Genomic DNA, 21,506 nt, shown 5'->3' with positions numbered 1-21,506 from the left:
AGCGGATGGTGGTCCGCGCTCGCTGTGGAGCTGATGTCGTCAACGAATCGCCGGACGGTGACTCGTCTACGACATCAGCTCCACAGCCCTCGTACGGCGGTGGGGCGAGGAAGTTCCCTACCGCGTCTGGTCGGGCCGGTCGTGCGTGGGCCGGTCGTTTCGGGGCCGGTCGGTGCGCTTCTGGCCGTCAGGAAGGGCCCCGGCGAGCGGGATCAGCAGGTAGCCCAGCAGGGCGAGGAGAAGACCGGCGCCCGGCCCGGTCGAGATCAACTCGTGGTCGGCGTAGGGGTCCTCGGCCTCGAAATACCAGTACGCCCCGGTGAGACTGCCGCAGGCGAGCACGTTGGAGATGAGCATTCCCAGGCTGGCCTGCCGCCAGACCCAGCGGGCCGGGCCGGTGTTGGCGAGCGACAGCACCGCGAACACGGCGGCGGTCACCGCGAACGGTAGCGCCCAGCCGAGCACTCTCGAACCCGCTGTGGTTTCCGTCCGGTCCAGGTAGACGCTGCGCCAGGCGGGCAGCCAGAACGCGACGACGACCAGGAGGACGCCGACCGCCAACAGCGCCGAGCCGGTCCGGCGCCATGACGGGCGCGACGGTGCGGCGCCGGGCATCGTCGGCCTGCTCATGGCAGCGAACGTAACCCGGTCGGTGCGACTCCCACTGCCCCGCCGGGTGAACGCGACGCCGGGTCAGAGCGCGAGTTTCATGCCCTCGTGGCTGGCCACGAAGCCGAGGCCCAGGTAGAAGCGGTGCGCGTCCTCGCGGGTCTTGTCGGTGGTGAGCTGCACCAGCGCGCAGCCACGCTGCCGGGCCTGGTCGACCGCCCAGGTCATCAGGTCCCGGCCCAGCCCCTGGCCACGCCGGTCGGAGCGGACCCGGACCGACTCGATCAGCGAGCGCTCGCTGCCGTGCCGGCCCAGGCCGGGGATGTAGGTGATCTGCAGGCAGCCGACCAGTTCGCCGGCCTGCTCGGCCACGATGAGCTGGTTGCGCGGGTCCGCGTCGATGGCCGCGAACGCCCTCTCGTACGCCTCGTCGACCTCGGTGAAGTCGCGGGCCTTGCCCAGGACGTCATCGGCGAGCAGGGCGATGACGGCGGGCAGGTCAGCCCGGACCGCCTCCCGGTAGGTCACGTCGCTCATGGCGGTGATCCTGGCACAGCGAAACCGGCGAATGGGTCTGTGCCGGTTGCGGGCAACGGGCAGCATGGGGCGACATGGAGCTAGTGCTGCTGCCGTTCCGCTGGATATACCGGGCGTTGGTGTGGTTCGCGAACTCGCCCCGCACGCTGATCACCTCGTACCTGCTGATGATCGTGGTGGCCGGGGTCATCTACGGGGAGGTCGAGCAGCGCAGCCCGGCCGACGCCGTCTGGTGGGCGGTGGTGACCGCCTCCACCGTCGGATACGGCGACATCTCGCCGACCACCTGGGCGGGCCGCACACTGGCCGCGCTGCTCATCTCGACCATGGTGCTGCTGGTCATCCCGCTGATCACCGCGCACTTCGCGAGCCGGCTGATCGTCGACGACGACGCCTTCGAGCATGAGGAGCAGGAGCAGCTCAAAGCCGACGTGCGCCGGATGCGGGCGCTGCTGGAGGAGTTGGCCACCCGGCAGGGGATCGATCTGCCCCCGCTGCCGCCGACCCGACCCGTCACCGGGCCGGGCAGCGAAGCCCCTCCCTGGGAACGGTCAGGTCGATCAGGTAGGCGTCGACCGCGTCGGTGATGCAGGACGTCTGCGGATAGGCGGTGTGCCCCTCGCCCTCCCAGGTCAGCACCCGACCGACGCCCAGCATCGATGCGAGCCGTGGGGTCTGCTCGTACGGCGTCGCCGGGTCGCCGGTGGTGCCGACCACCACGATCGGCGGTGCGCCGTTCGCCTTCCCGGTCGGGTACGGGTCACGCCCGCCCGGCCACTCGACGCAGCTCAGCATGCCGACCGCCAACGCCGGCCCGAACAGCGGATATTTCCCGCGCCACTCGGACTGCAACTGCCGGATCTGCGCCCGGCTCGGCTTCTCCGTCTCGTCGGCGCAGTTGATGGCCAGGTTGGCGTCGAACAGGTTCGAGTAGTGCCCGTCGTCCTCCCGGCCGGCGTACGCGTCGGCGAGCCGGAACACGTCCTTCGGGTCGCCCTCGGCGAGTTTGTCGATCGCCTGGGCCAGCTCCTGCCAGCCGGATTCGGTGTAGAGCGAGGAGATGACGGCGTAGAACACCCAGCCGGCGGTGGCCTCCCGCCCGTCGGCGCCGCGTACCGGGGAGACCTTGGCCTTGTCGATGGCCGAGGTGACCGCGGCGCGGGCGTCCGGAGCGATCGGGCAGCGGCCGGCGTTCGCCGCGCACCAGCGGGTGAAGTTGGTGAAGGCCCGCTCGAAGCCACGGGCCTGGCTCTCCGAGCCCTCGACCAGCCGCTGCTGCGGGTCGACCGCGCCGTCGAGCACCAGCGCCCGTACCCGCTGCGGGTAGAGCTGGGCGTACGTGGCACCGAGCAGGGTGCCGTACGAGTAGCCCAGGTAGGTGAGCTTGTCGTCGCCCACTGCGGCGCGTACCGCGTCCATGTCGCGGGCGGCCTGCTCGGTGCCGTACAGCGGCAACTGGTCGCCGTAGCGGTCGCCGCAACCGCGCCCGATCCGCTGGCTCAGCCCGACGAAGCCGTCGAATGCCGACTGGCTCGCCGGATCCGGGTCGAAACCGAAGCTGGCGTCCAGGTCGGCGTCGGAGATGCACTTCACCGGGCTGGACCGGGAGACCCCGCGCGGGTCGAAGCCGACGATGTCGAAGCGCTCGGTGATGGAGGCGGGCAGACCGCCGAACTGGGGGCCGAACGAGAGGTAGACGGCGGTGTCGACACCGGAACCCCCCGGGCCGCCCGGGTTGATCACCAAGGAGCCCACCCGGTCGCGCTGCTTGGTGGACCGGGCGCGCAGCAGGGCGATCTCGAAGGTCTGCCCGGCGCCCGGGCCGGCGCTCGCCCCGCCGCCGGTGCCCCAGTCACGGGGCACCGCGATCCGGGTGCACTCGTAGCGCATGTTCGGTGCGCTCCGCCCGACCAACTCGTCGGGCACCTCCGGGCAGGGCCGCCAGTTCGGTGCGCTGCCGGTCGGGGCGGCCGCGCCCTCCACCTCGGTGCGCGGCGCGAACGCCGGCAGCGTGCAACCGGCGGTGAGCAGCGCGGCGACGCCGAAGGCGGCCAGAGTGCGACGGACCCGGCGGCTGGTCGCCATCCGAGGCTGGTCGGCGGTGCGGGTCACGTGGTCCTCCGGAATCGGGTCGACGGCCAGGCTACGCCGAGCCGGTGGCGGCTCGGTCCACGGTGGCCGTCGGGTCGCCGCGCAGCACCTGGTCCACGTCGAAGCGGATCGGCCGGTCCAGCTGGTCGTAGCGGCAGGACCGGGGGTCGCGGTCCGGGCGCCACCGGACGAACTGCGCGGTGTGCCGGAACCGTTCGCCCTCCATGGCGTCGTAGCCCACCTCGACCACCAGCTCCGGGCGCACCGGCTCCCACTCCAGGTTCTTCGTGCCGGTCCACCGGCTGACCCCACCCGGGATGCGTTGGCCACGCTCGTGGTCGCCGTGCACCCACGGGTGCTCGCCGCCGGTGTCCCGATAGGGCGCCAGCTCGTCGAGCAACTCGGCGCGGCGGGCCATGCTGAACGACGCGCTCACACCCACGTGGTGCAGGACGCCGGCGTCGTCGTACAGACCGAGCAGCAGCGAGCCCACCACCGGGCCGGACTTGTGCCAGCGGAAGCCGGCCACCACCGCGTCCGCGGTGCGGGCATGCTTGACCTTGAACATCAGTCGCTTGCCCGGCTCGTACGGCAGGTCGGCCGGCTTGACGATCAAACCATCCAGCCCGGCGCCCTCGAAGACGTCGAACCAGCGCCGCGCGGTGTCCGGATCGGTGGTGACCTGGGTGACGTGCACCGGTGGGCGCACCCCGGCCAGCGCTTCGACCAGCCGCTCCCGGCGGCGCGGGTAGGGCTGGTCGAGCAGGGCCTCGTCACCGATCGCCAGCAGGTCGAACGCGACGAAGTCGGCCGGGGTGGTCTCGGCCAGCATCTTCACCCGGGACGCGGCCGGGTGGACCCGCTGAGCCAGCAGCTCGAAATCCAGCCGGGGCTGGCCGCTCGGCCCGTCGCGCCGAATCACGATCAACTCCCCGTCGACCGCGCACCGCTCCGGCAGCTGTCGGCGGGCCTGCTCGACCACCTCGGGGAAGTAGCGGGTCATCGACTTGCCGCCCCGGCTGGCCAACTCGACCTCGTCGCCGTCGCGGAACACGATGCACCGGAACCCGTCCCACTTGGGCTCGTAGGTCACCCCTGGCGTGGTGGGCAGCTTGGGAACGCTCTTGGCCAGCATCGGCTCGACCGGCGGGTTGATCGGCAGGTCCACGCGGACCAGTCAATCAGACGGTGCCGACAGTCGTGAGGCAGATCACCGTGGATGGCGGGGTGGCGTGTCCGCCTACGCGCCGCTCGTCCCCACCGGGCGAATCGAATAACCCCAGTTCAGAGCTACTTTCGCGAGGTGTCCGAGTGGGTCTGTGACTGCTGCGGGCGGTGGCGGGTGAGCGTCGAGCTGATCCGGGGCCGCTACCGCTTCCGGCTGACCCGCCGCTACCCGGAGCGGTTCGGCGGCGGCCGGAACGTGCTCGGCGAGGTCGGCTCGGTGCCCGAGCTGGAGGAGCTGTTGCGTCGGCGTACTCCTCTCACCCTGGCCGACCTGCACGAGGCCGCCTGACCCGCGCGCGGCGGCGTGCGGTGTGTGCGGCCGGGAACCACCGGGTGCCAGGCCCGGTCTGCCTCCACTGCGGAGGGACGGACGGGATCGAGCCTCGGTGTCACAATGCTCCCGGTGGCCTCGTCTGGATCCGTGGCGGTGCCGAACGGCGCCGCCGGGGAGGGGACACCATGCGGTTCGAGGCCGACACCGAGATCGCCGCGGATGCCGAGCAGGTCTGGGCGGTGCTGGTCGACGTGCCCCGCTGGCCCGAGTGGACGGACTCGGTGACCCGGGCCGAGCGGGGGGAGCCGGGGCCGCTGACCGTCGGCGCGACCGCACGACTGACCCAACCGAAGCTGCGGCCGGCGGTCTGGCGGGTCACCGAACTGACCGAGCGGCGGGAGTTCGTCTGGGTCTCCGACGCGCCGGGTGTGCGGACCACGGGCGAGCACCGGCTGCTGCCGCTGCCCGACGGGCGTACCCGCGTCGAACTGGTCATCAACCAGTCCGGGCCGCTGGCCGGCCTGATCGGCTGGCTGTACGGCGGGCTGCTGCGCCGCTACGTGCGGATGGAGGCCGACGGGCTCAGGCGTCGCTGCGAGCGGGGCTGACGGCCGGCTTCTCCAGCACTGCCAACGAGATGCCGTTCGGGTCCGGGCGGTGCGCCACGATCCGGTAGCCGTGCCGCTGGTACAGCCGCAGGTTGCGCGCGCTGTCCGCGCCGGTGAACAGGGTGAACCGGGCCGCCCGGCCGGCGCAGGCCCGCTCGATGGCGGTGAGCAGTTGCGCGCCGACACCCCGCCCCTGCTGGTCCGGGGCGACCGAGAGGCGGCCGACGTGCGCGGTGTCCCCGTCCAGGTGGGCCCGCACCGAACCGACCAGCCGGTGGCCCAACCGGGCGGCGAGCACGATGCTCGGGCCGGCCAGCACCGCCGCGACCTCGTCCACCGTCTCGGTCAGCGGAGGCAGGAACGGATCGGAGTAGTGCTGCGCCTCGCTCAGGTACGCGGCCCGCTGCACGGTGAGGATCTCGCCGGCGTCCACGACACCGGCCGGGACGATGCTCGCCTCGGCGTTCACCGGGGCAGCACACCACAGCCGCCGTCGCCATCGACGGGCGGCCCGACCGCACCGGTCGTACCCTGACCCGTGTCCGGTCGAGGTCGAGGGAGCAACGGTGGCCGAGCTGACGTACCCGGAGGTGGGGTCGACGCGGCACGGGCCGCTGCCCGGCGGGTACCACCACCTGCGCCACCGGTATGCGTTGCCCGGCGGCTGCTTCGAGACCGCCGCCGACGCGGTGCTGAGCTGGCGGCTGCACCGCGCCGCCGGCGTCCGGATGCGCACCAACGCGCCGCGGGCCACCGACGGTGTGCTGGTGACCGCCGGCCTCGGCGTCGGCCCGGCCCGCCTCTGGGGGCCGTGCCAGGTGGTCTGGAGCGTGGACTCGCCCACGCTCGCCGGTTTCGGCTACGGAACCCTGCCCGGGCACCCGGAGCGGGGTGAGGAGGCGTTCGAAGTCGTCCGCGACGACACCGGCGCGGTCTGGTTCGAGGTTCGCGCGTTCAGCCTTCCGGACCGCTGGTTCACCCGGCTCGCAGGCCCGGCGGCACGGGCCGTGCAGCACGCGTACGCCTGGTGGCTCGGCCACACCCTGCGTCGGCTCTGCGTCGGTCGCTGACCGCCGTGACGCCGGGGAGACTCAGAACCGGGCGAACGAGCGGATCGGCGCGCGCGGGCCGTACTTCGGTGCCCGGATGCCGGCCGCCTCCAGCAGCAGACACACCCGGCCCCGGTGACCTCTGAACGGCTCCAGCAGGGCCATCATCCGTGCGTCGTCGCCCCTCGGTTCGCCCGCGAGCGCCCAGGCCACCGTGTTCGGGATGTGGTAGTCGCCGACGCTGACCGCGTCCGGGTCGCCGTACGCGATCCGGACCACCTCGGCGGCCGTCCACGGCCCGATGCCGGGGATCGCGGTCAGCCGGCGGGTGGCGTCGGTGGCGTCGGTGCTGCGCTCCAGGCGGTCGGCGAGCGCGGCGGCGCGACGGAGCGTGTCGGCTCGGCGCTGCTCCACCCCGAAGGGGTGGAACACCCAGTACGGGGCCGCGGCCACGGTGGCTGCCCCGGGCGGCAGGAGCAGCGGCTGCAACGGGCCGGGAGCCGGCTCCCGGAAGTGCCGCACCATCGCCGCGTACGCCCGGTAGGCCTCCTTGCCGGTGACCTTCTGCTCGAAGACCGCGCGCAGCAGTCGGGGGAAGACCTCCCCGGTGGCGGGCATCCGAAGCCCCCGGTGCTCCCGGGCCAGCCGGGCGACCAGCGGGTGTGCCGCGGCCAGTTCGGTGAAGCCGGTCAGGTCGTCGCGCAGCCCGGCGATCGCGTCGGCGCGGGCGAGGACGTGCTCGGCGCCGGGCCCGTACCCCTCGGCGAGCAACTCGCCGCCAGCCGGTCGCAGCGCGAGCGTCGCCGGACCGTCCGGGGTGCGGGTGGCCCACCAGAAGGTGCCAGCGGCCACCCGGGCGCACGGATCGTACGGGCTGAAGGTGAGCGCGCGGACCGAGGCGGTCAGCCGGTAGCCGACCGGTGGGTGCAGCACCCTGGTCGCGGCGGGTCCGGTCTCGGTCACCCCGCTACTCTGCCAGGTCATGGTGGGGGTTGACGACCGCCGTACCGGTCCGGCCGGGGAACCCACCCCGGACACGACGGTGGCCGGCCGCGCCCTCCCCGGCGACGACCGACCACCGTGCCCTCGTGGGCGACCAGGCTCAGTACGAGTAGCCCGAGCCGCCGGCGTCGTTCGAGCCGCTGTCCGCCGGCGGTGCGACCGCCTTCGGCGTGCCCTTGGGCAGGCAGCTCAGGTTCTTCTTGCCGTCCGGCTGGACCACGAACCAGGTGCCACCGACAGCCTGGCCCTTCCACTGGCCGGGCTTCTTGTCACCGATGTAGCGGTAGACCGGCCAGCCGCCGACGGTGAGCTGACGGGTGCCGTCCTGCCGGGTCACGCTGCCGACCTTGTCGTCCGAGACGCCGGTGAGCTCCGGGTTGCCGTCGGTCAGTGCCGGGGGCCACACCTCAGCGCACTTGTCGACGCAGTTCGACGACGGCGGGTCGGCGGTGTCCTTGTCGAAGCGGTACAGGATCCAGCCGTCCTGGTCGGTGACCACCTTGCCCATCCGGGCGACACTCTTACCGACCAACTTCTCGGTCAGGTCGACGTCCGCGGGCGGGGCGTCGGCGGCGGGCGCCTCCGGGGAAGCCGAGGCCTCAGGTTCAACCGTCGCGGTGGGCTCGGCCGCGGCGACGGCGACCGGCTCGGCCGCGCTCGAGTTCGCCCCGTCGTAACCCGCGGGAGCGCAGGCCGTTAGTGCGACCATCGCGCTCGCGACGATGACGGTCCGCTTCATCTGTGCCACGTGCCCTCCTCATTCTTGACAGTTCACCCATAGGTACGGCGGGCGGGCTGTCAAGGTTGAAGTAGTAACAGTGGTCAATTTCACGTAAACCGATTGAACCGTTTCCGCCCGCCATGCGTACGCCCCCGCGAGGGACCCTTCGCGTAACGACAGATCGGCGCCGGTCATTGTGACAATGACCGGCGCCGAGGCGGTAGGCGCGCCTACATGGGTACGGTGACCAGCGGACTCGCCACTCCGTTGGCATCCACCGACTGCACCTGGAGCTGCTTGATGTCCTTCGGCAGAGCCGACGTGGACGCGCTCAGTTCGAGACCCTGCGGTCGGGTGTTCGTGCCATAGCCGCCATCCGGCACCGACCAGGTCGAGATGACCTCGGTGGTGGCGTTCTTGCGCACCACCACCAGTCGGCAGATGCGTGGGCCGGGCAGCTTGCGCAGGCTGAAATTGATCCGGGTGCCGTAATCCTTGGTCACCAGGAACATGGTGGTCTGCACACCGGTGGTCGGGTCGGTCGCCTCGACCTGGTCGCCCTCCACCTCGGTGCCGCCCACACCCGGGCCGGTCGGTGGGCCCGTCGGCGCGCTCGTCGGCGGGTCGTTGGGCGCGCTCGGCGTCGACTCGGCGAGCACCCCCGGCGGCTGCTCGTTGCCGGTCACGCTGACGAAGCCATACCCGGTCAGACCGCCGAAGACCACCACCGCGGCGGCCGTCGCGAGCATCTGACGAAACCGGGTACGCCGCCGGTCGGCCCGGACCGCGCTGAGCGTCCGGTCCAGCAGGGCCGGGTCGGTCGCCGTCTGCTCCAGCGCCATCATCGTCTCGCCGTCGATGTCGGAGAGCAGCCCGACCACCGGCACCATCGTCTCCAACTCGGCCGCGCACGCCCAGCAGGTGGCGAGATGCTCCTCGAACCGCTCAGTGTCCTGCTCGTCGAGCACACCGAGCGCGTACGCCGCGACGTCCATGTGGTCCGGCCGGCTCATTCTGTCACCCCCCGCTCCTGCAGAGCCGTGCGCAGCGCGCGCAGCGCGTAGTAGACCCTCGACTTGGCGGTGCCGAGGGGCAGGCCCAACTCCTCGGCGGCCTCCGGCACCGTCCGCCCCCGGAAGTACGTCGAGATCAGGATCTCCCGGTGCGACTGACTGAGCGTACGCAGCGCGTCCGCCACCGTCATCGTGCGCAGCACCCGGTCGGTGCTGTCCGCCTCGGCGAACGCGGTGAGGTCCCGGTCGTACGTCTCCGGCGGCCGGGCCTCCTGGCTGCGGTGTTCGTCGATGGCGATGCGGCGGGCCACCGTCACCAACCACGGCCGCAGCGAACCCTGCCCCTGGGTGCCCAGGCGGTGCGCGTTGCGCCAGGCCCGCAGCAGCGTCTCCTGGACGATGTCCTCCGCGCGCTGCCGGTCCCCCCCGGTGAGACGCATGACGAACATCAGCAACGGGCCGGCGTGCTCGGCATAGAGCTGACGGATCAACTGGTCGGAGTGGCTGGCCTCGGTTGTCGTCGCCTGATGGCGCCCGGGCGCCGGTCGCGGCGTCACCGGACCATTCTGGCGAGGCGTCGCCCGCGCGTCGACCCCTCGGGCAGACGAGGTCGACCGTGACGAGGGTCGCGCCGACAACCAGTCAGCGCGTACCGCGTCGCCATGCCAACCGGCCGCCACCGCGTGCATGCAGACCTCCGGGATGTCCGTGACCAACGCCGGCCCACGAGGTGGGCCGCCCGGTGGTACGCAGCGCCAGCCCCAGCGGATCAACAAACGACGAAAAAACTTCCCCACCGCTGTCGAGTGGACGGTCAGCGCCGTACCGAGAACAGCCCCGGCGGTGGCGGATCGGAGCCGGTGGCGTCGGCGTCCCGCACCACCTGTGCACCACCGACGAAGCGGTCCAGCTCGTCGCCGGCCACCACCCGGCCGGGGAACCAGTCGCCGGCGGCGCGTCTGGTCAGCTCCGGCACCGGCGGCGTGGACCGTCCGGCGACCAGCACCAGATTTCCGTACCGGCGCCCACGCAGCACCGCCGCGTCCCCGACCAGACAGGCCTGCGGCAACACCGATCGGACCGTGGCGACCTGCCCACGGGCGTGCCGCAGCGGCGGGCCGTCGGCCAGGTTCGCCAGGTACCAACCAGCGGGGCGGAGCACCCGGGCCACCTCGGCGGCGTACTCCACCGACGTGAGGTGGGCCGGCGTACGCGCACCGGCGAACACGTCGGCGACCACCACGTCGTAGCTGGCCTCCCGGGTGGACGCCAGCACCGCCCGGGCGTCCTCCACCCGGACCCGCAACCGGGCGTCGGACGGCCACGGCAACGCCCGACGGACCAGCTCCACCAGCGCACCGTCCACCTCGGACACCCGCTGGGTCGACAGGGGTCGAGTGGCGGAGACGTACCGGGGCAGGGTCAGCGCGCCGCCACCCAGATGCAGCACCCGCAGCGGCTCACCGGCCGGTGCGATCAGATCCACGGCGGCGGCCAACCGCCGCACGTACTCGAACTCGAGGTGGGTGGGGTCGGTCAGGTCGACGTGCGACTGCGGCGCGCCGTCCAGCAGCAGCGTCCACGAGCCGGCCCGGTCCGGAGCCGGCACCAGCTCCGCCAGCCCGGTGTCCACCTGCTCGACCACCCGGTCACCCGCCCGTTTACGCCCCACCGGAACCAGTATCCGCGCTCATCGGGCGGCGCGGGCCGCGGCGGTCAACGCACGGTGCAGCAGCCGGGAATCGCCGAGCAGGGCCCGCAGCCGGCGCTCCAGGCCGGCGATCGGGATCAGGTTCTGCGGAGCCCGCGGATCCTTGTACGGGGTGGACGCGAAGCGCGGCAGGGTCACCAGCGACAGGTCGGCCAGCTCGATCGCCGCCTCGACGGGCAGGTCGGCTGAGCACTCCACCCGGACGATGCCCGCCCACGGCGCGCCGATCGCCACCGGCAGCCGCAAATACCACGACCAACCACCCCAGGCGGTGCCGAGCCGGAACACCGGGGAGCGCTCACCCGAGGCCATACCCGTCACCACCGCGGTCAGCCGGGCATCCAGGTACTGACTGTGCTGCGTCTTGATGTAGCCCAGGGTGCGCGGCAACTGCCGACGACTGCGCAGCGGGCCGTCCACCACCAACAGGTCACCGTCGACCCGGGCGGCGTCGGACACCGCCACCTCCAACGCGGTCAGCGGACCCTGCACGGCGGCCGGCAACTTCGCCAGCTCACCGGTGCCACCGACCCGGTGCACCGGGTAACGGATCGCACCCGCCACCACATCCTGCGCCGACGGGCTCGCGGTGAACAGGCCCCGACCAACCCGGGTGCCCGCCAACTGCGCCGCACCCCGCCCCAGGTCACACCGGACCACCCCGGCCGCGTACGAGGCGGCCAACCCGGGGAACGACAGGCCGTCGGTCTCCGCCGTCCAGATGCTCGCGTCGATGCGGCGAACCCCGTCGACCAGCAACACCACGTCGGGTGCCCGCACCCCGGGGCGTACCCCGATCGCCCGCCAGTCCACGGCGGGCAACTCCACGTCCGCGTCGACCTGGGCGCTGCTCGGCGCGGCCGGCCCGGCGGCGGACGCCTCGAACGACGCCCCGTACGCCGGATCCCACGAATCCACGAAGAACGCGGCGTCACTCACCGGCCGGCCCGTCCCATCCGCGCCGCACTCCTCGCGCTCACCGGCCCGTCCGCTCCACGCGCGCGGACCGGGCATCCTTGCGCACCTCGAAGCGGACCGGGATGCGCTCGGCCAACGCCGGCACGTGGGTGACCACGCCGACCATCCGATCGCCCCGGGCCGCCAGGTTCTCCAGGGTCGCCGCCACCGTGTCCAGGGTGGCGGCGTCGAGCGTGCCGAAACCCTCGTCCAGGACTATCGACTCCAGGCTCGCCGCCGTGGTGGACATCCCCGCCAACTGCTCGGACAGCGCCAACGCCAGCGCCAGCGACGCCTGGAACGTCTCACCGCCGGAGAGGGTGCGCACGCCGCGACGCAGCCCCGCGTCGTGGTGGTCGACCACCACGAACTCGCCCTTGTCGTGCACCAGCTCGTACTGCCCGGAGGACAACTCGCGCAGGATCCCCGACGCGCCGTCGACCAGCAGGTCCAACGCCTCGGCCAGCAACCACCGCTCGAAGTTGTTGGCCCGCAGGTGCCCGGCGAGCGCGCGCGCCACCTGCGCCTCCCGCTCGTGCCCCGCCCGCTGCTCGCGCAACGTCCCGGCCTGCTCGCGACGCTCGTGCAGCCGCCGCCGGTCGGCGTCGGCCCGCTCCACCGCCACCGTCGCCGCGTGCACCGGGTCGTCCCCGACCGGCACGTCGGCGGCGGCGAAGATGCCCGCGATGGCCCGCTGCACCCCGTCGGCCACCGACTCGGCCTCCGCCACGGCGGCGGCCCGACCGGCCCGCTCGGCGCGGCGGCGGTCCGCCTCGGTGGTCGCCCACCCGGTCAGCGCCGCCCACGCGGCAGCCACGTCGTCCCGGTCGGTCGCCGGTGGGCCGAACCGGGCCAACCCGTCACGGGCGGTGTCGAAGGCCCGCCACGCCGCCCGCAGCCGCTCCTCGGCGGCGTCCACAGCGGCCCGGGCCTGCCGAGCGGTCTCGCGGCCGGCCCGGACCGCGGTCGCCGCCTCCTCCAGCGCCCGCCGCAGCCGGGCGTGCTCGGCCAACTCGCGCCGCAGCACGGCCGGCTCGGCCGCGCCGGAGAGCTGCCCGTCCAGCTCGGCCAGCCGGGCCTCCATCTGCTCCTGCCGGGCTCGCGCCTGCACCAGCAGCCGCTCCAGCTCCCGCGCCGCCGTGTCCCGCTCCTGAACGGTCGCCTGCGCGGCCTTTGTCGCGGCCCGCGCGGCCTTGCCCGCCGCCGTCGCGGCGGCCACCGCCGAATCGGCCGGCACCGCCGGCACCTCGGCCACCGGCTGCTCGCACACCGGGCACGCCGCACCGGCATGCAGGTGCACCCGCAGGCTCACCGCCAGGTCGGTGGCCTTCGCCTCCTCGTGCGCCCGGAAGGCCGCCTCCAGCTCGGCGTCGGCCCGCTCGGCGACCACCCGCGCGGCGGCCAGCGCCGCCACCGCGGCGGCGTGCTCGTCATTCGCCGCGCGCACCGTCGCCCGGACCGTGTCGGCCTCGCCGGACAGCCGATCCCGATCGTCGTACGCCCGCAGTTGCAGGCGCAGCGCGCTCTCGTCACCGGCGGCGGCCAGCTCGCCGCGCAGCTTGTCCTCCCGCTCCTCGGCCAGCGACACCCCGGTCGCCGCCGCCTCGGCGTCGGCCCGCGCCGCGGCGACCGCGCGAGCGACAGCGGTCACCCCGGCCGGCGCGCGTACCCCGGTCAGAACGGTCAGCTCGTCGTCCAGCGCCCTCAGCGCCGCCGCGGCCTCCCGTGCGGTGACCCGGGCCGCCGCCAGCTCCGGCACCGCCTCGGCCACCGCGGCCGCCAGCTCGGCCATCCGCTCCACCCGGGCGTCGGCCTCGGCCAACGCCTCGTCGTCCACGCCGGTCAACCCGGCGAGCACCTGGTCGACCGCCTCCAGCCGGGCCTCCGCCTGCGCGGCGCGCGCCGTCGCCTTCTTCTGCACGTCCTCGTAGACGCCGAGGCCCAGCAGGTTGACCAGGATCTGTTGCCGAGTCGCCGGCTTGGCGTGCAGGAAGTCGGCGAACTGCCCCTGTGGCAGCACCACACAGCTGGTGAACTGCTCGTACGGCAGCCCCACCGCCTCCAGCACCGCCTGCTCCATCTCGGCGGGGGTGCCGGCCACCACCTCGCCGAGGTCGTCCGGGCTCAGACCGGTGTCCAGTTTGGTCACGTCGAAGCCGGCCGGCATCAACTGCAACCCGGCGTTCGCGGTCTTCACGTTGCCCCGGCCGTCCCGGCGGACCACCCGGGTCGCCACGTACCGGGCGCCGCCGGACTCGAAGACCAACCGCACCCGCGCCTCGGTCGCCGACGGCGCGAGCGCGTTCGCCAACCCTCGGGCGCCACCCCAGCGGGGCACCATGCCGTAGAGGGCGAAGCAGATCGCGTCCAGCACTGTCGACTTGCCCGAACCGGTCGGGCCGATCAGCGCGAAGAAGTCGGCGTCGGTGAAGTCGACCGTGGTCTCGTCCCGGAAGACCGTGAACCCGGCCATGTCCAACCGCATCGGACGCATCAGTGCTCGACCTCCTCGAAAAGCTCGTCGAAGAGCTCCCGGACACCCTCGTCGGCGTGGCCCCGGCTGTCCAGGTAGTCGGCGAACAACTCCCGGGGCGAACGCCCCGACCGTTGGGCGATGCGCGCGCCACTGCCCGGCGCGGCCAACAGTTCCGGGTCGATCCGGATCTCCAGGGCACGGGGGAGCAGCTCCTGGACCTCCTCGCGCAGGCCGGCGCGGGGTTGCTCCCGCACGTACACCCGCAGCCACGCGTCCGGTGCCTCGATCTCGGCGAGCTGGGCCAGGGTGCCCCGCACCGTGCGCAGCGCGCTCGCCGCCGTCACCGGCACCTCCCGCACCCGGGCCGCGGTGCTGGCCGTCACCTCGACGATCGTCACCGAGGGGATGTTCTCCTGCTCACCGAAGTCCACAGCGAGCGGACTGCCGCTGTACCGCACCGGGCAGGGGCCGGCGACCCGCTGCGCCCGGTGCAGGTGACCCAGCGCCACGTAGTGCGCGGTGGCCGGGAAGACGGTGGCCGGAACGGCGTAGCCCAGCACGGTGTGCGCGTCGCGCTCGCCACCACCGGTGGCCGCGCCGGTCACCGTCAGATGCGCGGTGACCAGGTGCACCCGGTCCGGTTCGGTGAAACCCTCGGTCAGTCGCCCCAGCACCCGGCCCAGGTGGTCGGCGTACGTCTGGTTGGTCTCCGCGGCGGTCAGCTCGTACATCTCCAACGCGCGCACCGCGTACCGCTGGGACAGGAACGGCAACGCGGCCAGCCGCCACCGCTCGCCGCCGGCGGTGGTGCCGTCGATGACGTGCTCGTCCGGGTTTTCCCGCACCCCGCCGCGCAGCGTGATGCCGGCGGCATCGGCCCACGGGCGCAATGCGTCCAGCGCCGGGCCGTTGTCGTGGTTGCCGCCGATCGCCACCACGTCCGCGCCGGTCCGCCGTAGCGCCGTCAACGCCCTGGTGACCAGGCGGGTCGCCTCCGAACTGGGCGCCGCGGTGTCGTAGAGGTCACCGGCGACGATCACCAGATCCGGCTGTTCGGCACGGGCGATCTCGATCACCCCGGCCAGCACGGCCTTGTGCTCGTCGGCCCGGGACTGCCCCTTGAGCACCTTTCCCACGTGCCAGTCGGAGGTGTGCAGGATCTTCATGGCTGTGCCGGCCCCTAGCTAGAACGGGATGTCGTCGTCGGTGCCGCCGCCGGAGCCCACCACGGCGAACGGGTCGGCGGACTGGGTGATCGAGCGCAGCGTCTCCGATGGTGCCCGGCCCGCCTCGGAGACCCGGGTGGCCCAGGCCGGGAACGGGAACTCCAGGCAGAGCGGCACCGGGATGTCCGGCTGGTTGACGAACATGGTGCCCGGCTTGGCCAGCAACGCCCGCTGGCGCTGCGCGGGCGGCAGGAAGCCGTACTCCGGGCGGGACGCCTCGGCGGGGTCGAGCCGGCCGACCACCCGGATCGCCGAGTTGGTGACGATCCGCCGCTCCACCTCGCTCGCCGTCTGCTGCGCGCCGATCAGGATCACCCCGAGTGAGCGGCCCCGCTCGGCGATGTCCAGCAGGACCTCCTTGATCGGCGAGGAGCCCTCCCGGGGGGCGTACTTGTTGAGCTCGTCGAGGACGACGAAGAGCAGCGGCTTGGCGGTGCCGGACTTCTCCTTGCGCTCGAACTCGCTCTTGAGCGTCACACCGACCACGAACCGCTGCGCGCGGTCGGGAAGATTGTGCAGGTCGACCACGGTGACCTGGGCCGACTCGCTCGTGTTGATCGAGTGGGGGCGGCGGGTGGCGAGGTCGCCACGGATCAGCCGGGCCAGGTCCTTCTTGCTGCCGATCAACCGCCGGGCGAACGCGTTGACGGTGCCCAGCCCCACCGCGCTGCCCGCCCAGTCGGAGCGGGTCTCGTCGTCGTTGAGCTGATCGACGATGTGGTCGACCAGGTCGCCGTAGGAGCCGAGGCGGACCCCGTCGATGCTCACCCCGCCGTCGGCCGGCTGGGCGTAGCGGGCCAGGTGCGCGGCCACCGAGTGGACCACCATCGTGTACTGCTGGCGCTCGTCGTCGGCGTCGGCGAAGACGTACGGCAGCAGGCGGTCGGTGCAGAACTCGCTCAGCGTCCAGTAGAACGCATCCACCCCGGTGAGCCGGCTGCTCACATCCGGCGTGCCGGCCGAGTCGCCGACCCGGGGTGGGGCGTACACCCGCACGTCGGGGAAGGCGCCGGCGCTCAACCCGAGCTTCGCGTACGCCGCGCGGGTGGGCTCGTCGAGGCGGGTGTTGGGGTGGTCCAGGAAGAGCAGGTCCTCACCCTTGACGTTGAAGATCAGCGCCTTGGCGTTGACCGCGTCGCCGCCCAGCACGCCGGAGCGGAACACCGAGTAGAGCAGGAAGGTGGCGAAGCTGGTCTTGGTGGCCACCCCGGAGATGCCGGAGATGGAGACGTGCGCGCCCCGACTGCCGTCGAGGAAGTCGGCGTTGAGGTAGACCGGGACACCGTCCCGACCCATCCCCATCGGGATGCGTCGCTCCATCCGGTCGAAGTGCAGCGCGCGGGCCCGGGCGTCACCCTCGGCCCGGTGCACCACCGCACCCGGGGTCGGCGGCACGTACAGCTCGGGATCGACCCGGGTGGTGGTGACCTCGGCCGCCTCCTGCACCTGCGCGGGCAGCGTGCCGTCGGCGATGGCGAACACGTCGGAGTCGAACTGGGCGCCCTCGTGCCGAGCACGGACCTGGGTCACCACCCCGGCGATCGTCACCGGCTCCCGGTCCGGCAGCTCCCGTCGCGTGACCACCACGTCGTCGAGCTGGAGGTAACTGCCGGGCGCCACGGCCGTCCAGAACTGCAACGGGGTGGCGTCGGCGGTGCCCAGCACCCGCCCGACCGCCTCGCCAGGGCTGTCGAGGTCGGCGTCGGTCATCGGGCGACTCGGGTCGCTCGGGCATCACGGTCGGCGCGCATGCCCTGCATCCTGCCCGAGGAGTACGACAGGTCGCCACGCGACGCGTCGGACGACACCATGCGCCGTCACACTCACGACGGTGGGTGTGCGACCGGGCGACGGCGGGTTACGGACGGGCGTGGCGGAGCAGGAGGACGCCGTCCTCGGCGGCGAGCACGTGGCGCAGTGGCAGGTGCCGGGGTGGTGCGGTGTCGCCGGCGGTGATCCGGCCGGGGCCGGGCCCGGCCAGCAGCGGCGAGACGGTGAGGCACAGCTCGTCCACCAGGTCGGCGCCGGTGAGCGCGCCGAACAGGTGTGGGCCGCCCTCGCAGAGCAGTTGGGTGAGCCCGCGGCGGTGCAGCTCGGCGAGACCGGCCGCCAGGTCGACCCGCTCGGCGCCGCAGCGCAGCACGTCGGCGACGTCGGTCAGCCCGGGCGGCGGATCGGCGTCGGCGTGGGTGAGCACGATCGGGCGGGTCGGCGCGTCGGCGAAGGCGGCCTGCGCCGGATCCAGGTCGAGCGAACCGGAGACGACCACCAGCGTCGGGTACTCGGCCAGCCCGTTGGCACGGCGCCAGGCGCGGCGGCGCTCGTTGAGCCGGACCGCCCGGTACTCCTCGTGGCGGAGTGTGCCGGCGGCCACGACCAGGGCGTCGCAGACCATCCGCAGCAGGCCGAACACCCGCTTGTCCGGCTCGCCGGAGAGCCCGGCGGAGTAGCCGTCCACGGTGACCGCGCCGTCCAGGCTGGCCACGAAGTTCATCCGCAGGCGGGGCTTGTCGGCGCGGCCGTAGAGGGCGGTCAGCGCGGCGTCGTCGAGCGGCTGCGTCGACGGCTCGGGCCAGAGCCGTCGGATCGGAATTCCGACGGTCATTCGCCGGCCGGACCGGTGACCGGAGGGGTGGGTTCGGCGGTACGGTGCTGGCAGTCGCACCAGTTCCGGCCCGGGCAGTCGTCGTGTCGCCGGGCCCGGCACGCTCGGCAGATCATGCTCGCAGCCTAAGCCGCGGGAGGACAGGACAGCATGTCGCGTCAGATCTTCCAGCTGAAGATGTCCCTCGCCGGGACCCGCCCGTCGGTGTGGCGTCGGGTGCTCGTGCCGGCCGGCTACACGCTGGACCGGCTGCACCGGGTGGTGCAGCACGCGATGGGTTGGCGGGACTGCCACCTGCACTCCTTCGAGATCGACGCGACGCAGTACGGCGAGCCGGACCCGGACGGGGAGCTGGCGTTGCACGACGAGCTGGACGTGCGGCTCGACGCGGTGCTCGGCAAGGGCAGCCGGTTCTCCTACACGTACGACTTCGGCGACTGGTGGGAGCACGACCTGGTCGTGGAGGACGCGTTGACCGCCGACCCCGACGAGCGGTACCCGGTCTGCCTGGCCGGCGAGCGGGCCTGCCCGCCGGAGGGTGTCGGCGGGCCGTTGGGCTACCAGGCGCTCCTGGAGGCCCTGGACGACCAGAGCGCCACGGCCGATCCCCTCGGTTCCCGCCACGCGATGCTGCGCGACTGGGCGGGTCCGACCTTCGACCCGTCCCGGTTCGACCCCACCCGCGCAACCACCCTCCTCCGCCACTTCTGCTGACTCGCCCCCCCGGGCCTCCTGCGTTGTTGATCAAGAAGTTCGCGTCAGCAGGGCTCCGTTCCCTGACCGAAACCTCTTGATCGCCAGCGGTGGGGCGGGGGGTGTGGTTGGGGCGGGCGGGGTGGGAGTGGTCAGCGGTAACGATCTGGGAACGCTCCCAACGCCCTATTGACACTCCCGTTACCCGCCGGCAATCTCATGGGAGCGCTCCCGGAGGTGGCATGGGTCACTCACGCATCCCCGGCCTGGCGCGATGAGACACCCCCCACCACAACCACCAGCCTCACCACCGGAAAGAGGGGTCAGCGCATGAGTGTCACCACGCGGCGTACCCGCCTGGCGGCCGCTGCCCTGGCCGCGATCACCGCAATCGGCGGTCTCGCGGCCTGCGGCAACGACGACGACAAGCCGGCGGCCGGCGAGAAGCCGGCCAAGCTGGTCGTCGACACCTTCGGCGAGATGGGCTACGACGAGCTCGTCAAGCAGTACGAGAAGGACACCGGCATCAAGGTCGAGCTGCGCAAGACCGCGCAGCTCGGTGAGTACCGGCCGAAGCTGGTCCGCTACCTGGCCACCGGCAAGGGCGCGGCGGACGTCACCGCCCTGGAAGAGGGCATCCTCAACGAGTTCAAGCCCAACGCGCGCAACTGGGCCGACCTCAGCCCGCTGGTTGCCGACCACTCCAAGGAATACCTGCCCTGGAAGTGGGAGCTGGGCAAGGCGCCGGACGGCCGGCTGATCGGCCTGCCGACCGACGTCGGCAGCCTCGCCGTCTGCTACCGCAAGGACCTGTTCCAGGCGGCCGGCCTGCCCACCGAGCGCGACCAGGTGTCGGCGCTCTGGCCGGACTGGAAGGGCTTCCACGACGCCGGTCTGAAGTACAAGCAGGGCAGCGGCGGCAAGGCGTTCATCGACTCGATCACCGCCGTCTCCAACGGTGTGCTCTTCCAGGGCAACGGTGACCTGTTCTACGACAAGGAAGACAACATCATCGCGGACACCAGCCCCGCGGTGAAGAACGCCTGGGACACCGCCACCTCGATGGCGGACATCTCCGCCAAGGCGTCCACCTGGTCGCCGGAGTGGTCCGGTGGCTTCAAGCAGGGCACCTTCGCGGCCACCTTCTGCCCGTCCTGGATGCTCGGCATCGTGTCGGACAACTCCGGCCCGGCCAACAAGGGCAAGTGGGATGTCGCGTCCGTGCCGGGTGGCGGCGGTAACTGGGGCGGCTCGTGGCTCGCGGTTCCGGCCCAGAGCAAGTACCCGAAGGAGGCGGCGAAGCTCGCCGAGTACCTGACCAACGCCAAGAGCCAGGTGGAGGCCTTCAAGCTCAAGGGCCCGCTGCCCACCAACCTGGAGGCGCTGAAGAACGAGGCCTTCCTCGGCTACACCAACGAGTACTTCAGCAACGCGCCGACCGGCAAGATCTTCGGGGAGAGCGTCGCCAAGATCCAGCCGATCCACCTGGGTCCGAAGCACCAGGCGGTGAAGGAGAACGCGCTCGAGCCGGCCCTGCGGGCGTTCGAGAACGGGCAGGCCGACAAGGCCAAGGCCTGGGAGCAGTTCACGAAGGACGCAAAGACTCAGGGTGCCTTCTGAGTGATTCCCTGCCGGTGGCGTTCGGGGCTTCCCGGACGCCACCGGCCGGTCCCCTCCGCGTAGCGCCCTGCGCGAGGGCCCCCGGGCCTCGCCGGAAAAGGAAATTCGCATGAGCCTGTCGGCCACGACGGCACGGCCGTCGCCAGCAGCACCGCCTTCTCCCGACGTCAATCGCCGACGCCGACGGGGGAGGTTACTCAACCGCCTCGATGTCAAGTACTCGCCGTACCTCTACATCGCCCCGTTCTTCCTGATCTTCGGCGTATTCGGGCTGTACCCGATGCTGCGCACCGCCTGGATGTCGCTGCACGACTGGGACATGATCGGCGAGCACACGTTCATCGGCTTCGACAACTACACCCGGCTGGTGTCCGACGAGTACTTCTGGAACGCGCTGGTCAACACGTTCGGCATCTTCGCCCTGTCGACCATCCCGCAGTTGTTGCTCGCCCTCTTCCTGGCGAACCTGCTCAACCGGAGCCTCCTGCGCGCCAAGACCTTCTTCCGGATGGCCATCTTCATGCCGAACGTGGTGTCGGTGGCCGCAGTCGCGATCGTCTTCGGGATGTTGTTCCAGCGGGAGTTCGGCCTGTTCAACTGGCTGCTCAGCTTCGTCGGTGTCGACCCGGTCGACTGGGACGGGCACCGGTGGAGTTCCTGGACGGCCATCTCCTCCATGGTCAACTGGCGGTGGACCGGGTACAACACCCTGATCCTGCTCGCCGGCATGCAGGCGATCCCGAAGGACCTCTACGAGGCCGCGGAGATCGACGGTGCCAGTCCGTGGCGACAGTTCTGGCAGATCACCCTGCCCATGCTCAAGCCCACCTTCATCTTCGTGGTCATCCTGTCCACGATCGGCGGCATGCAGCTCTTCACCGAGCCCCTGCTCTTCGGCAACGGCAACATCATCGGCGGCAACCAGCGGGAGTTCCAGACGCTGGCCATGTACATGTACGAGATGGGCATCGTGAACCTGAACACCGCCGGCTACGGAGCCGCGGTCGCCTGGGCGATCTTCATGATCATCATCGTGGTGTCGCTGTTCAACTTCCTACTCGTCCGCCGCTCGGCGAAGTGAGGAGAG

The 21,506-nt window shown here is 72.1% G+C and carries 22 protein-coding genes; 7 read left to right on the top strand and 15 right to left on the bottom strand.

Annotation, left to right across the window (positions count from 1 at the left end; genetic code table 11):
* Positions 1 to 117 precede the first annotated feature (117 nt).
* The gene (locus tag ABTW72_RS16260) at positions 118 to 630 is read right to left on the bottom strand and encodes a hypothetical protein (protein ID WP_350859474.1); all 513 of its coding nucleotides are present in this window, start codon (positions 628 to 630) and stop codon (positions 118 to 120) included.
* Between the two features lie 63 nt (positions 631 to 693).
* A complete protein-coding gene (locus ABTW72_RS16255) occupies positions 694 to 1,146 on the bottom strand; it encodes a GNAT family N-acetyltransferase (RefSeq protein ID WP_350859471.1) in 453 nt (150 codons plus the stop codon).
* Positions 1,147 to 1,220: 74 nt separating this feature from the next.
* On the opposite strand from ABTW72_RS16255, the gene ABTW72_RS16250 reads away from it, so the two are divergent.
* A complete protein-coding gene (locus tag ABTW72_RS16250; protein WP_350859468.1) occupies positions 1,221 to 1,733 on the top strand; it encodes an ion channel in 513 nt (170 codons plus the stop codon).
* On the opposite strand, the gene ABTW72_RS16245 is transcribed toward ABTW72_RS16250, so the two are convergent.
* Both ABTW72_RS16245 and ABTW72_RS16240 read right to left on the bottom strand, forming a co-directional pair.
* Positions 1,660 to 3,231, bottom strand: coding sequence for an alpha/beta hydrolase (locus tag ABTW72_RS16245; protein ID WP_350859960.1), 1,572 nt, complete (start codon positions 3,229 to 3,231; stop codon positions 1,660 to 1,662). The two genes, ABTW72_RS16250 and ABTW72_RS16245, sit on opposite strands and share 74 nt — an antisense overlap.
* A gap of 58 nt (positions 3,232 to 3,289) precedes the next feature.
* Entirely contained in the window at positions 3,290 to 4,405 is a 1,116-nt protein-coding gene (locus ABTW72_RS16240) for an ATP-dependent DNA ligase (protein WP_112584960.1), read from the bottom strand.
* Positions 4,406 to 4,540: 135 nt separating this feature from the next.
* Here ABTW72_RS16240 and ABTW72_RS16235 point away from each other — a divergent pair, with 135 nt between their 5' ends.
* Together ABTW72_RS16235 and ABTW72_RS16230 are read left to right on the top strand one after the other, a co-directional pair.
* Positions 4,541 to 4,753, top strand: a complete 213-nt coding sequence (locus ABTW72_RS16235; RefSeq protein WP_030336201.1) for a hypothetical protein — start codon at positions 4,541 to 4,543, stop codon at positions 4,751 to 4,753.
* 170 nt (positions 4,754 to 4,923) lie between these two features.
* On the top strand, positions 4,924 to 5,346 hold the full coding sequence (locus tag ABTW72_RS16230; protein ID WP_350859464.1) for an SRPBCC family protein: 423 nt from the start codon (positions 4,924 to 4,926) through the stop codon (positions 5,344 to 5,346).
* On the opposite strand, the gene ABTW72_RS16225 is transcribed toward ABTW72_RS16230, so the two are convergent.
* Positions 5,321 to 5,815: a GNAT family N-acetyltransferase gene (locus ABTW72_RS16225; protein ID WP_350859461.1), complete on the bottom strand. Its 495-nt coding sequence runs from the start codon at positions 5,813 to 5,815 to the stop codon at positions 5,321 to 5,323. The genes ABTW72_RS16230 and ABTW72_RS16225 overlap by 26 nt on opposite strands.
* Before the next feature lie 97 nt (positions 5,816 to 5,912).
* On the opposite strand from ABTW72_RS16225, the gene ABTW72_RS16220 reads away from it, so the two are divergent.
* On the top strand, positions 5,913 to 6,416 hold the full coding sequence (locus ABTW72_RS16220; RefSeq protein WP_350859458.1) for a DUF1990 domain-containing protein: 504 nt from the start codon (positions 5,913 to 5,915) through the stop codon (positions 6,414 to 6,416).
* 21 nt (positions 6,417 to 6,437) lie between these two features.
* On the opposite strand, the gene ABTW72_RS16215 is transcribed toward ABTW72_RS16220, so the two are convergent.
* The 10 genes from ABTW72_RS16215 to ABTW72_RS16170 all read right to left on the bottom strand — a co-directional run bounded on the left by ABTW72_RS16215 (position 6,438) and on the right by ABTW72_RS16170 (position 18,106).
* Positions 6,438 to 7,379, bottom strand: coding sequence for a DNA-3-methyladenine glycosylase family protein (locus tag ABTW72_RS16215; protein WP_350859455.1), 942 nt, complete (start codon positions 7,377 to 7,379; stop codon positions 6,438 to 6,440).
* A 118-nt stretch (positions 7,380 to 7,497) separates the two neighbouring features.
* Positions 7,498 to 8,145 (bottom strand): hypothetical protein, encoded by a 648-nt coding sequence (locus tag ABTW72_RS16210; protein ID WP_124858797.1) that lies wholly within the window; start codon positions 8,143 to 8,145, stop codon positions 7,498 to 7,500.
* A 203-nt stretch (positions 8,146 to 8,348) separates the two neighbouring features.
* Entirely contained in the window at positions 8,349 to 9,131 is a 783-nt protein-coding gene (locus ABTW72_RS16205; RefSeq protein ID WP_350859452.1) for an anti-sigma factor family protein, read from the bottom strand.
* Complete coding sequence (locus ABTW72_RS16200) at positions 9,128 to 9,820, bottom strand: sigma-70 family RNA polymerase sigma factor (protein ID WP_091400696.1); 693 nt, start codon at positions 9,818 to 9,820, stop codon at positions 9,128 to 9,130. The genes ABTW72_RS16205 and ABTW72_RS16200 overlap by 4 nt, the downstream gene beginning before the upstream one ends.
* A 125-nt stretch (positions 9,821 to 9,945) precedes the next feature.
* Positions 9,946 to 10,803 carry a spermidine synthase gene (locus tag ABTW72_RS16195; protein ID WP_350859449.1) on the bottom strand — a complete coding sequence of 286 codons (858 nt, stop codon included), beginning with the start codon at positions 10,801 to 10,803 and terminating at the stop codon, positions 9,946 to 9,948.
* A gap of 18 nt (positions 10,804 to 10,821) precedes the next feature.
* Positions 10,822 to 11,856, bottom strand: a complete 1,035-nt coding sequence (locus tag ABTW72_RS16190) for a hypothetical protein (protein ID WP_350859446.1) — start codon at positions 11,854 to 11,856, stop codon at positions 10,822 to 10,824.
* On the bottom strand, positions 11,819 to 14,293 hold the full coding sequence (locus ABTW72_RS16185) for an AAA family ATPase (RefSeq protein WP_350859443.1): 2,475 nt from the start codon (positions 14,291 to 14,293) through the stop codon (positions 11,819 to 11,821). The genes ABTW72_RS16190 and ABTW72_RS16185 overlap by 38 nt, the downstream gene beginning before the upstream one ends.
* Positions 14,293 to 15,441: an exonuclease SbcCD subunit D gene (locus ABTW72_RS16180; protein WP_350859440.1), complete on the bottom strand. Its 1,149-nt coding sequence runs from the start codon at positions 15,439 to 15,441 to the stop codon at positions 14,293 to 14,295. The genes ABTW72_RS16185 and ABTW72_RS16180 overlap by 1 nt, the downstream gene beginning before the upstream one ends.
* Before the next feature lie 18 nt (positions 15,442 to 15,459).
* A complete protein-coding gene (locus ABTW72_RS16175; protein ID WP_238678861.1) occupies positions 15,460 to 17,211 on the bottom strand; it encodes an ATP-binding protein in 1,752 nt (583 codons plus the stop codon).
* 148 nt (positions 17,212 to 17,359) lie between these two features.
* Positions 17,360 to 18,106 carry a pyrimidine reductase family protein gene (locus tag ABTW72_RS16170; RefSeq protein WP_350859437.1) on the bottom strand — a complete coding sequence of 249 codons (747 nt, stop codon included), beginning with the start codon at positions 18,104 to 18,106 and terminating at the stop codon, positions 17,360 to 17,362.
* 150 nt (positions 18,107 to 18,256) lie between these two features.
* Here ABTW72_RS16170 and ABTW72_RS16165 point away from each other — a divergent pair, with 150 nt between their 5' ends.
* The 3 genes from ABTW72_RS16165 (at position 18,257) to ABTW72_RS16155 (ending at position 21,500) form a co-directional block, all read left to right on the top strand.
* The gene (locus ABTW72_RS16165; RefSeq protein WP_350859434.1) at positions 18,257 to 18,820 is read left to right on the top strand and encodes a plasmid pRiA4b ORF-3 family protein; all 564 of its coding nucleotides are present in this window, start codon (positions 18,257 to 18,259) and stop codon (positions 18,818 to 18,820) included.
* Between the two features lie 309 nt (positions 18,821 to 19,129).
* Positions 19,130 to 20,419, top strand: a complete 1,290-nt coding sequence (locus tag ABTW72_RS16160; RefSeq protein WP_350859431.1) for an ABC transporter substrate-binding protein — start codon at positions 19,130 to 19,132, stop codon at positions 20,417 to 20,419.
* Between the two features lie 109 nt (positions 20,420 to 20,528).
* Entirely contained in the window at positions 20,529 to 21,500 is a 972-nt protein-coding gene (locus tag ABTW72_RS16155; RefSeq protein ID WP_350859428.1) for a carbohydrate ABC transporter permease, read from the top strand.
* The last annotated feature ends 6 nt before the right edge of the window (positions 21,501 to 21,506 follow it).

This window comes from Micromonospora sp. NPDC127501 (assembly GCF_040302185.1).
Taxonomy (GTDB): Bacteria; Actinomycetota; Actinomycetes; order Mycobacteriales; family Micromonosporaceae; genus Micromonospora.
This window is presented reverse-complemented; position numbering and strand designations above follow the sequence as displayed.

Bases quoted from the DNA above. Each gene is read 5' to 3' on its own strand.
- ABTW72_RS16185 (WP_350859443.1), bottom strand. From the start codon at position 14,293: ATGCGTCCGATGCGGTTGGACATGGCCGGGTTCACGGTCTTCCGGGAC.
- ABTW72_RS16245 (WP_350859960.1), bottom strand. From the start codon at position 3,231: ATGGCGACCAGCCGCCGGGTCCGTCGCACTCTGGCCGCCTTCGGCGTC.
- ABTW72_RS16205 (WP_350859452.1), bottom strand. From the start codon at position 9,131: ATGAGCCGGCCGGACCACATGGACGTCGCGGCGTACGCGCTCGGTGTG.
- ABTW72_RS16175 (WP_238678861.1), bottom strand. From the start codon at position 17,211: ATGACCGACGCCGACCTCGACAGCCCTGGCGAGGCGGTCGGGCGGGTG.
- ABTW72_RS16215 (WP_350859455.1), bottom strand. From the start codon at position 7,379: ATGACCTGGCAGAGTAGCGGGGTGACCGAGACCGGACCCGCCGCGACC.
- ABTW72_RS16250 (WP_350859468.1), top strand. From the start codon at position 1,221: ATGGAGCTAGTGCTGCTGCCGTTCCGCTGGATATACCGGGCGTTGGTG.
- ABTW72_RS16180 (WP_350859440.1), bottom strand. From the start codon at position 15,441: ATGAAGATCCTGCACACCTCCGACTGGCACGTGGGAAAGGTGCTCAAG.
- ABTW72_RS16155 (WP_350859428.1), top strand. From the start codon at position 20,529: ATGAGCCTGTCGGCCACGACGGCACGGCCGTCGCCAGCAGCACCGCCT.
- ABTW72_RS16165 (WP_350859434.1), top strand. From the start codon at position 18,257: ATGTCGCGTCAGATCTTCCAGCTGAAGATGTCCCTCGCCGGGACCCGC.
- ABTW72_RS16230 (WP_350859464.1), top strand. From the start codon at position 4,924: ATGCGGTTCGAGGCCGACACCGAGATCGCCGCGGATGCCGAGCAGGTC.
- ABTW72_RS16200 (WP_091400696.1), bottom strand. From the start codon at position 9,820: ATGCACGCGGTGGCGGCCGGTTGGCATGGCGACGCGGTACGCGCTGAC.
- ABTW72_RS16160 (WP_350859431.1), top strand. From the start codon at position 19,130: ATGAGTGTCACCACGCGGCGTACCCGCCTGGCGGCCGCTGCCCTGGCC.
- ABTW72_RS16170 (WP_350859437.1), bottom strand. From the start codon at position 18,106: ATGACCGTCGGAATTCCGATCCGACGGCTCTGGCCCGAGCCGTCGACG.
- ABTW72_RS16255 (WP_350859471.1), bottom strand. From the start codon at position 1,146: ATGAGCGACGTGACCTACCGGGAGGCGGTCCGGGCTGACCTGCCCGCC.
- ABTW72_RS16190 (WP_350859446.1), bottom strand. From the start codon at position 11,856: ATGCCCGGTCCGCGCGCGTGGAGCGGACGGGCCGGTGAGCGCGAGGAG.
- ABTW72_RS16260 (WP_350859474.1), bottom strand. From the start codon at position 630: ATGAGCAGGCCGACGATGCCCGGCGCCGCACCGTCGCGCCCGTCATGG.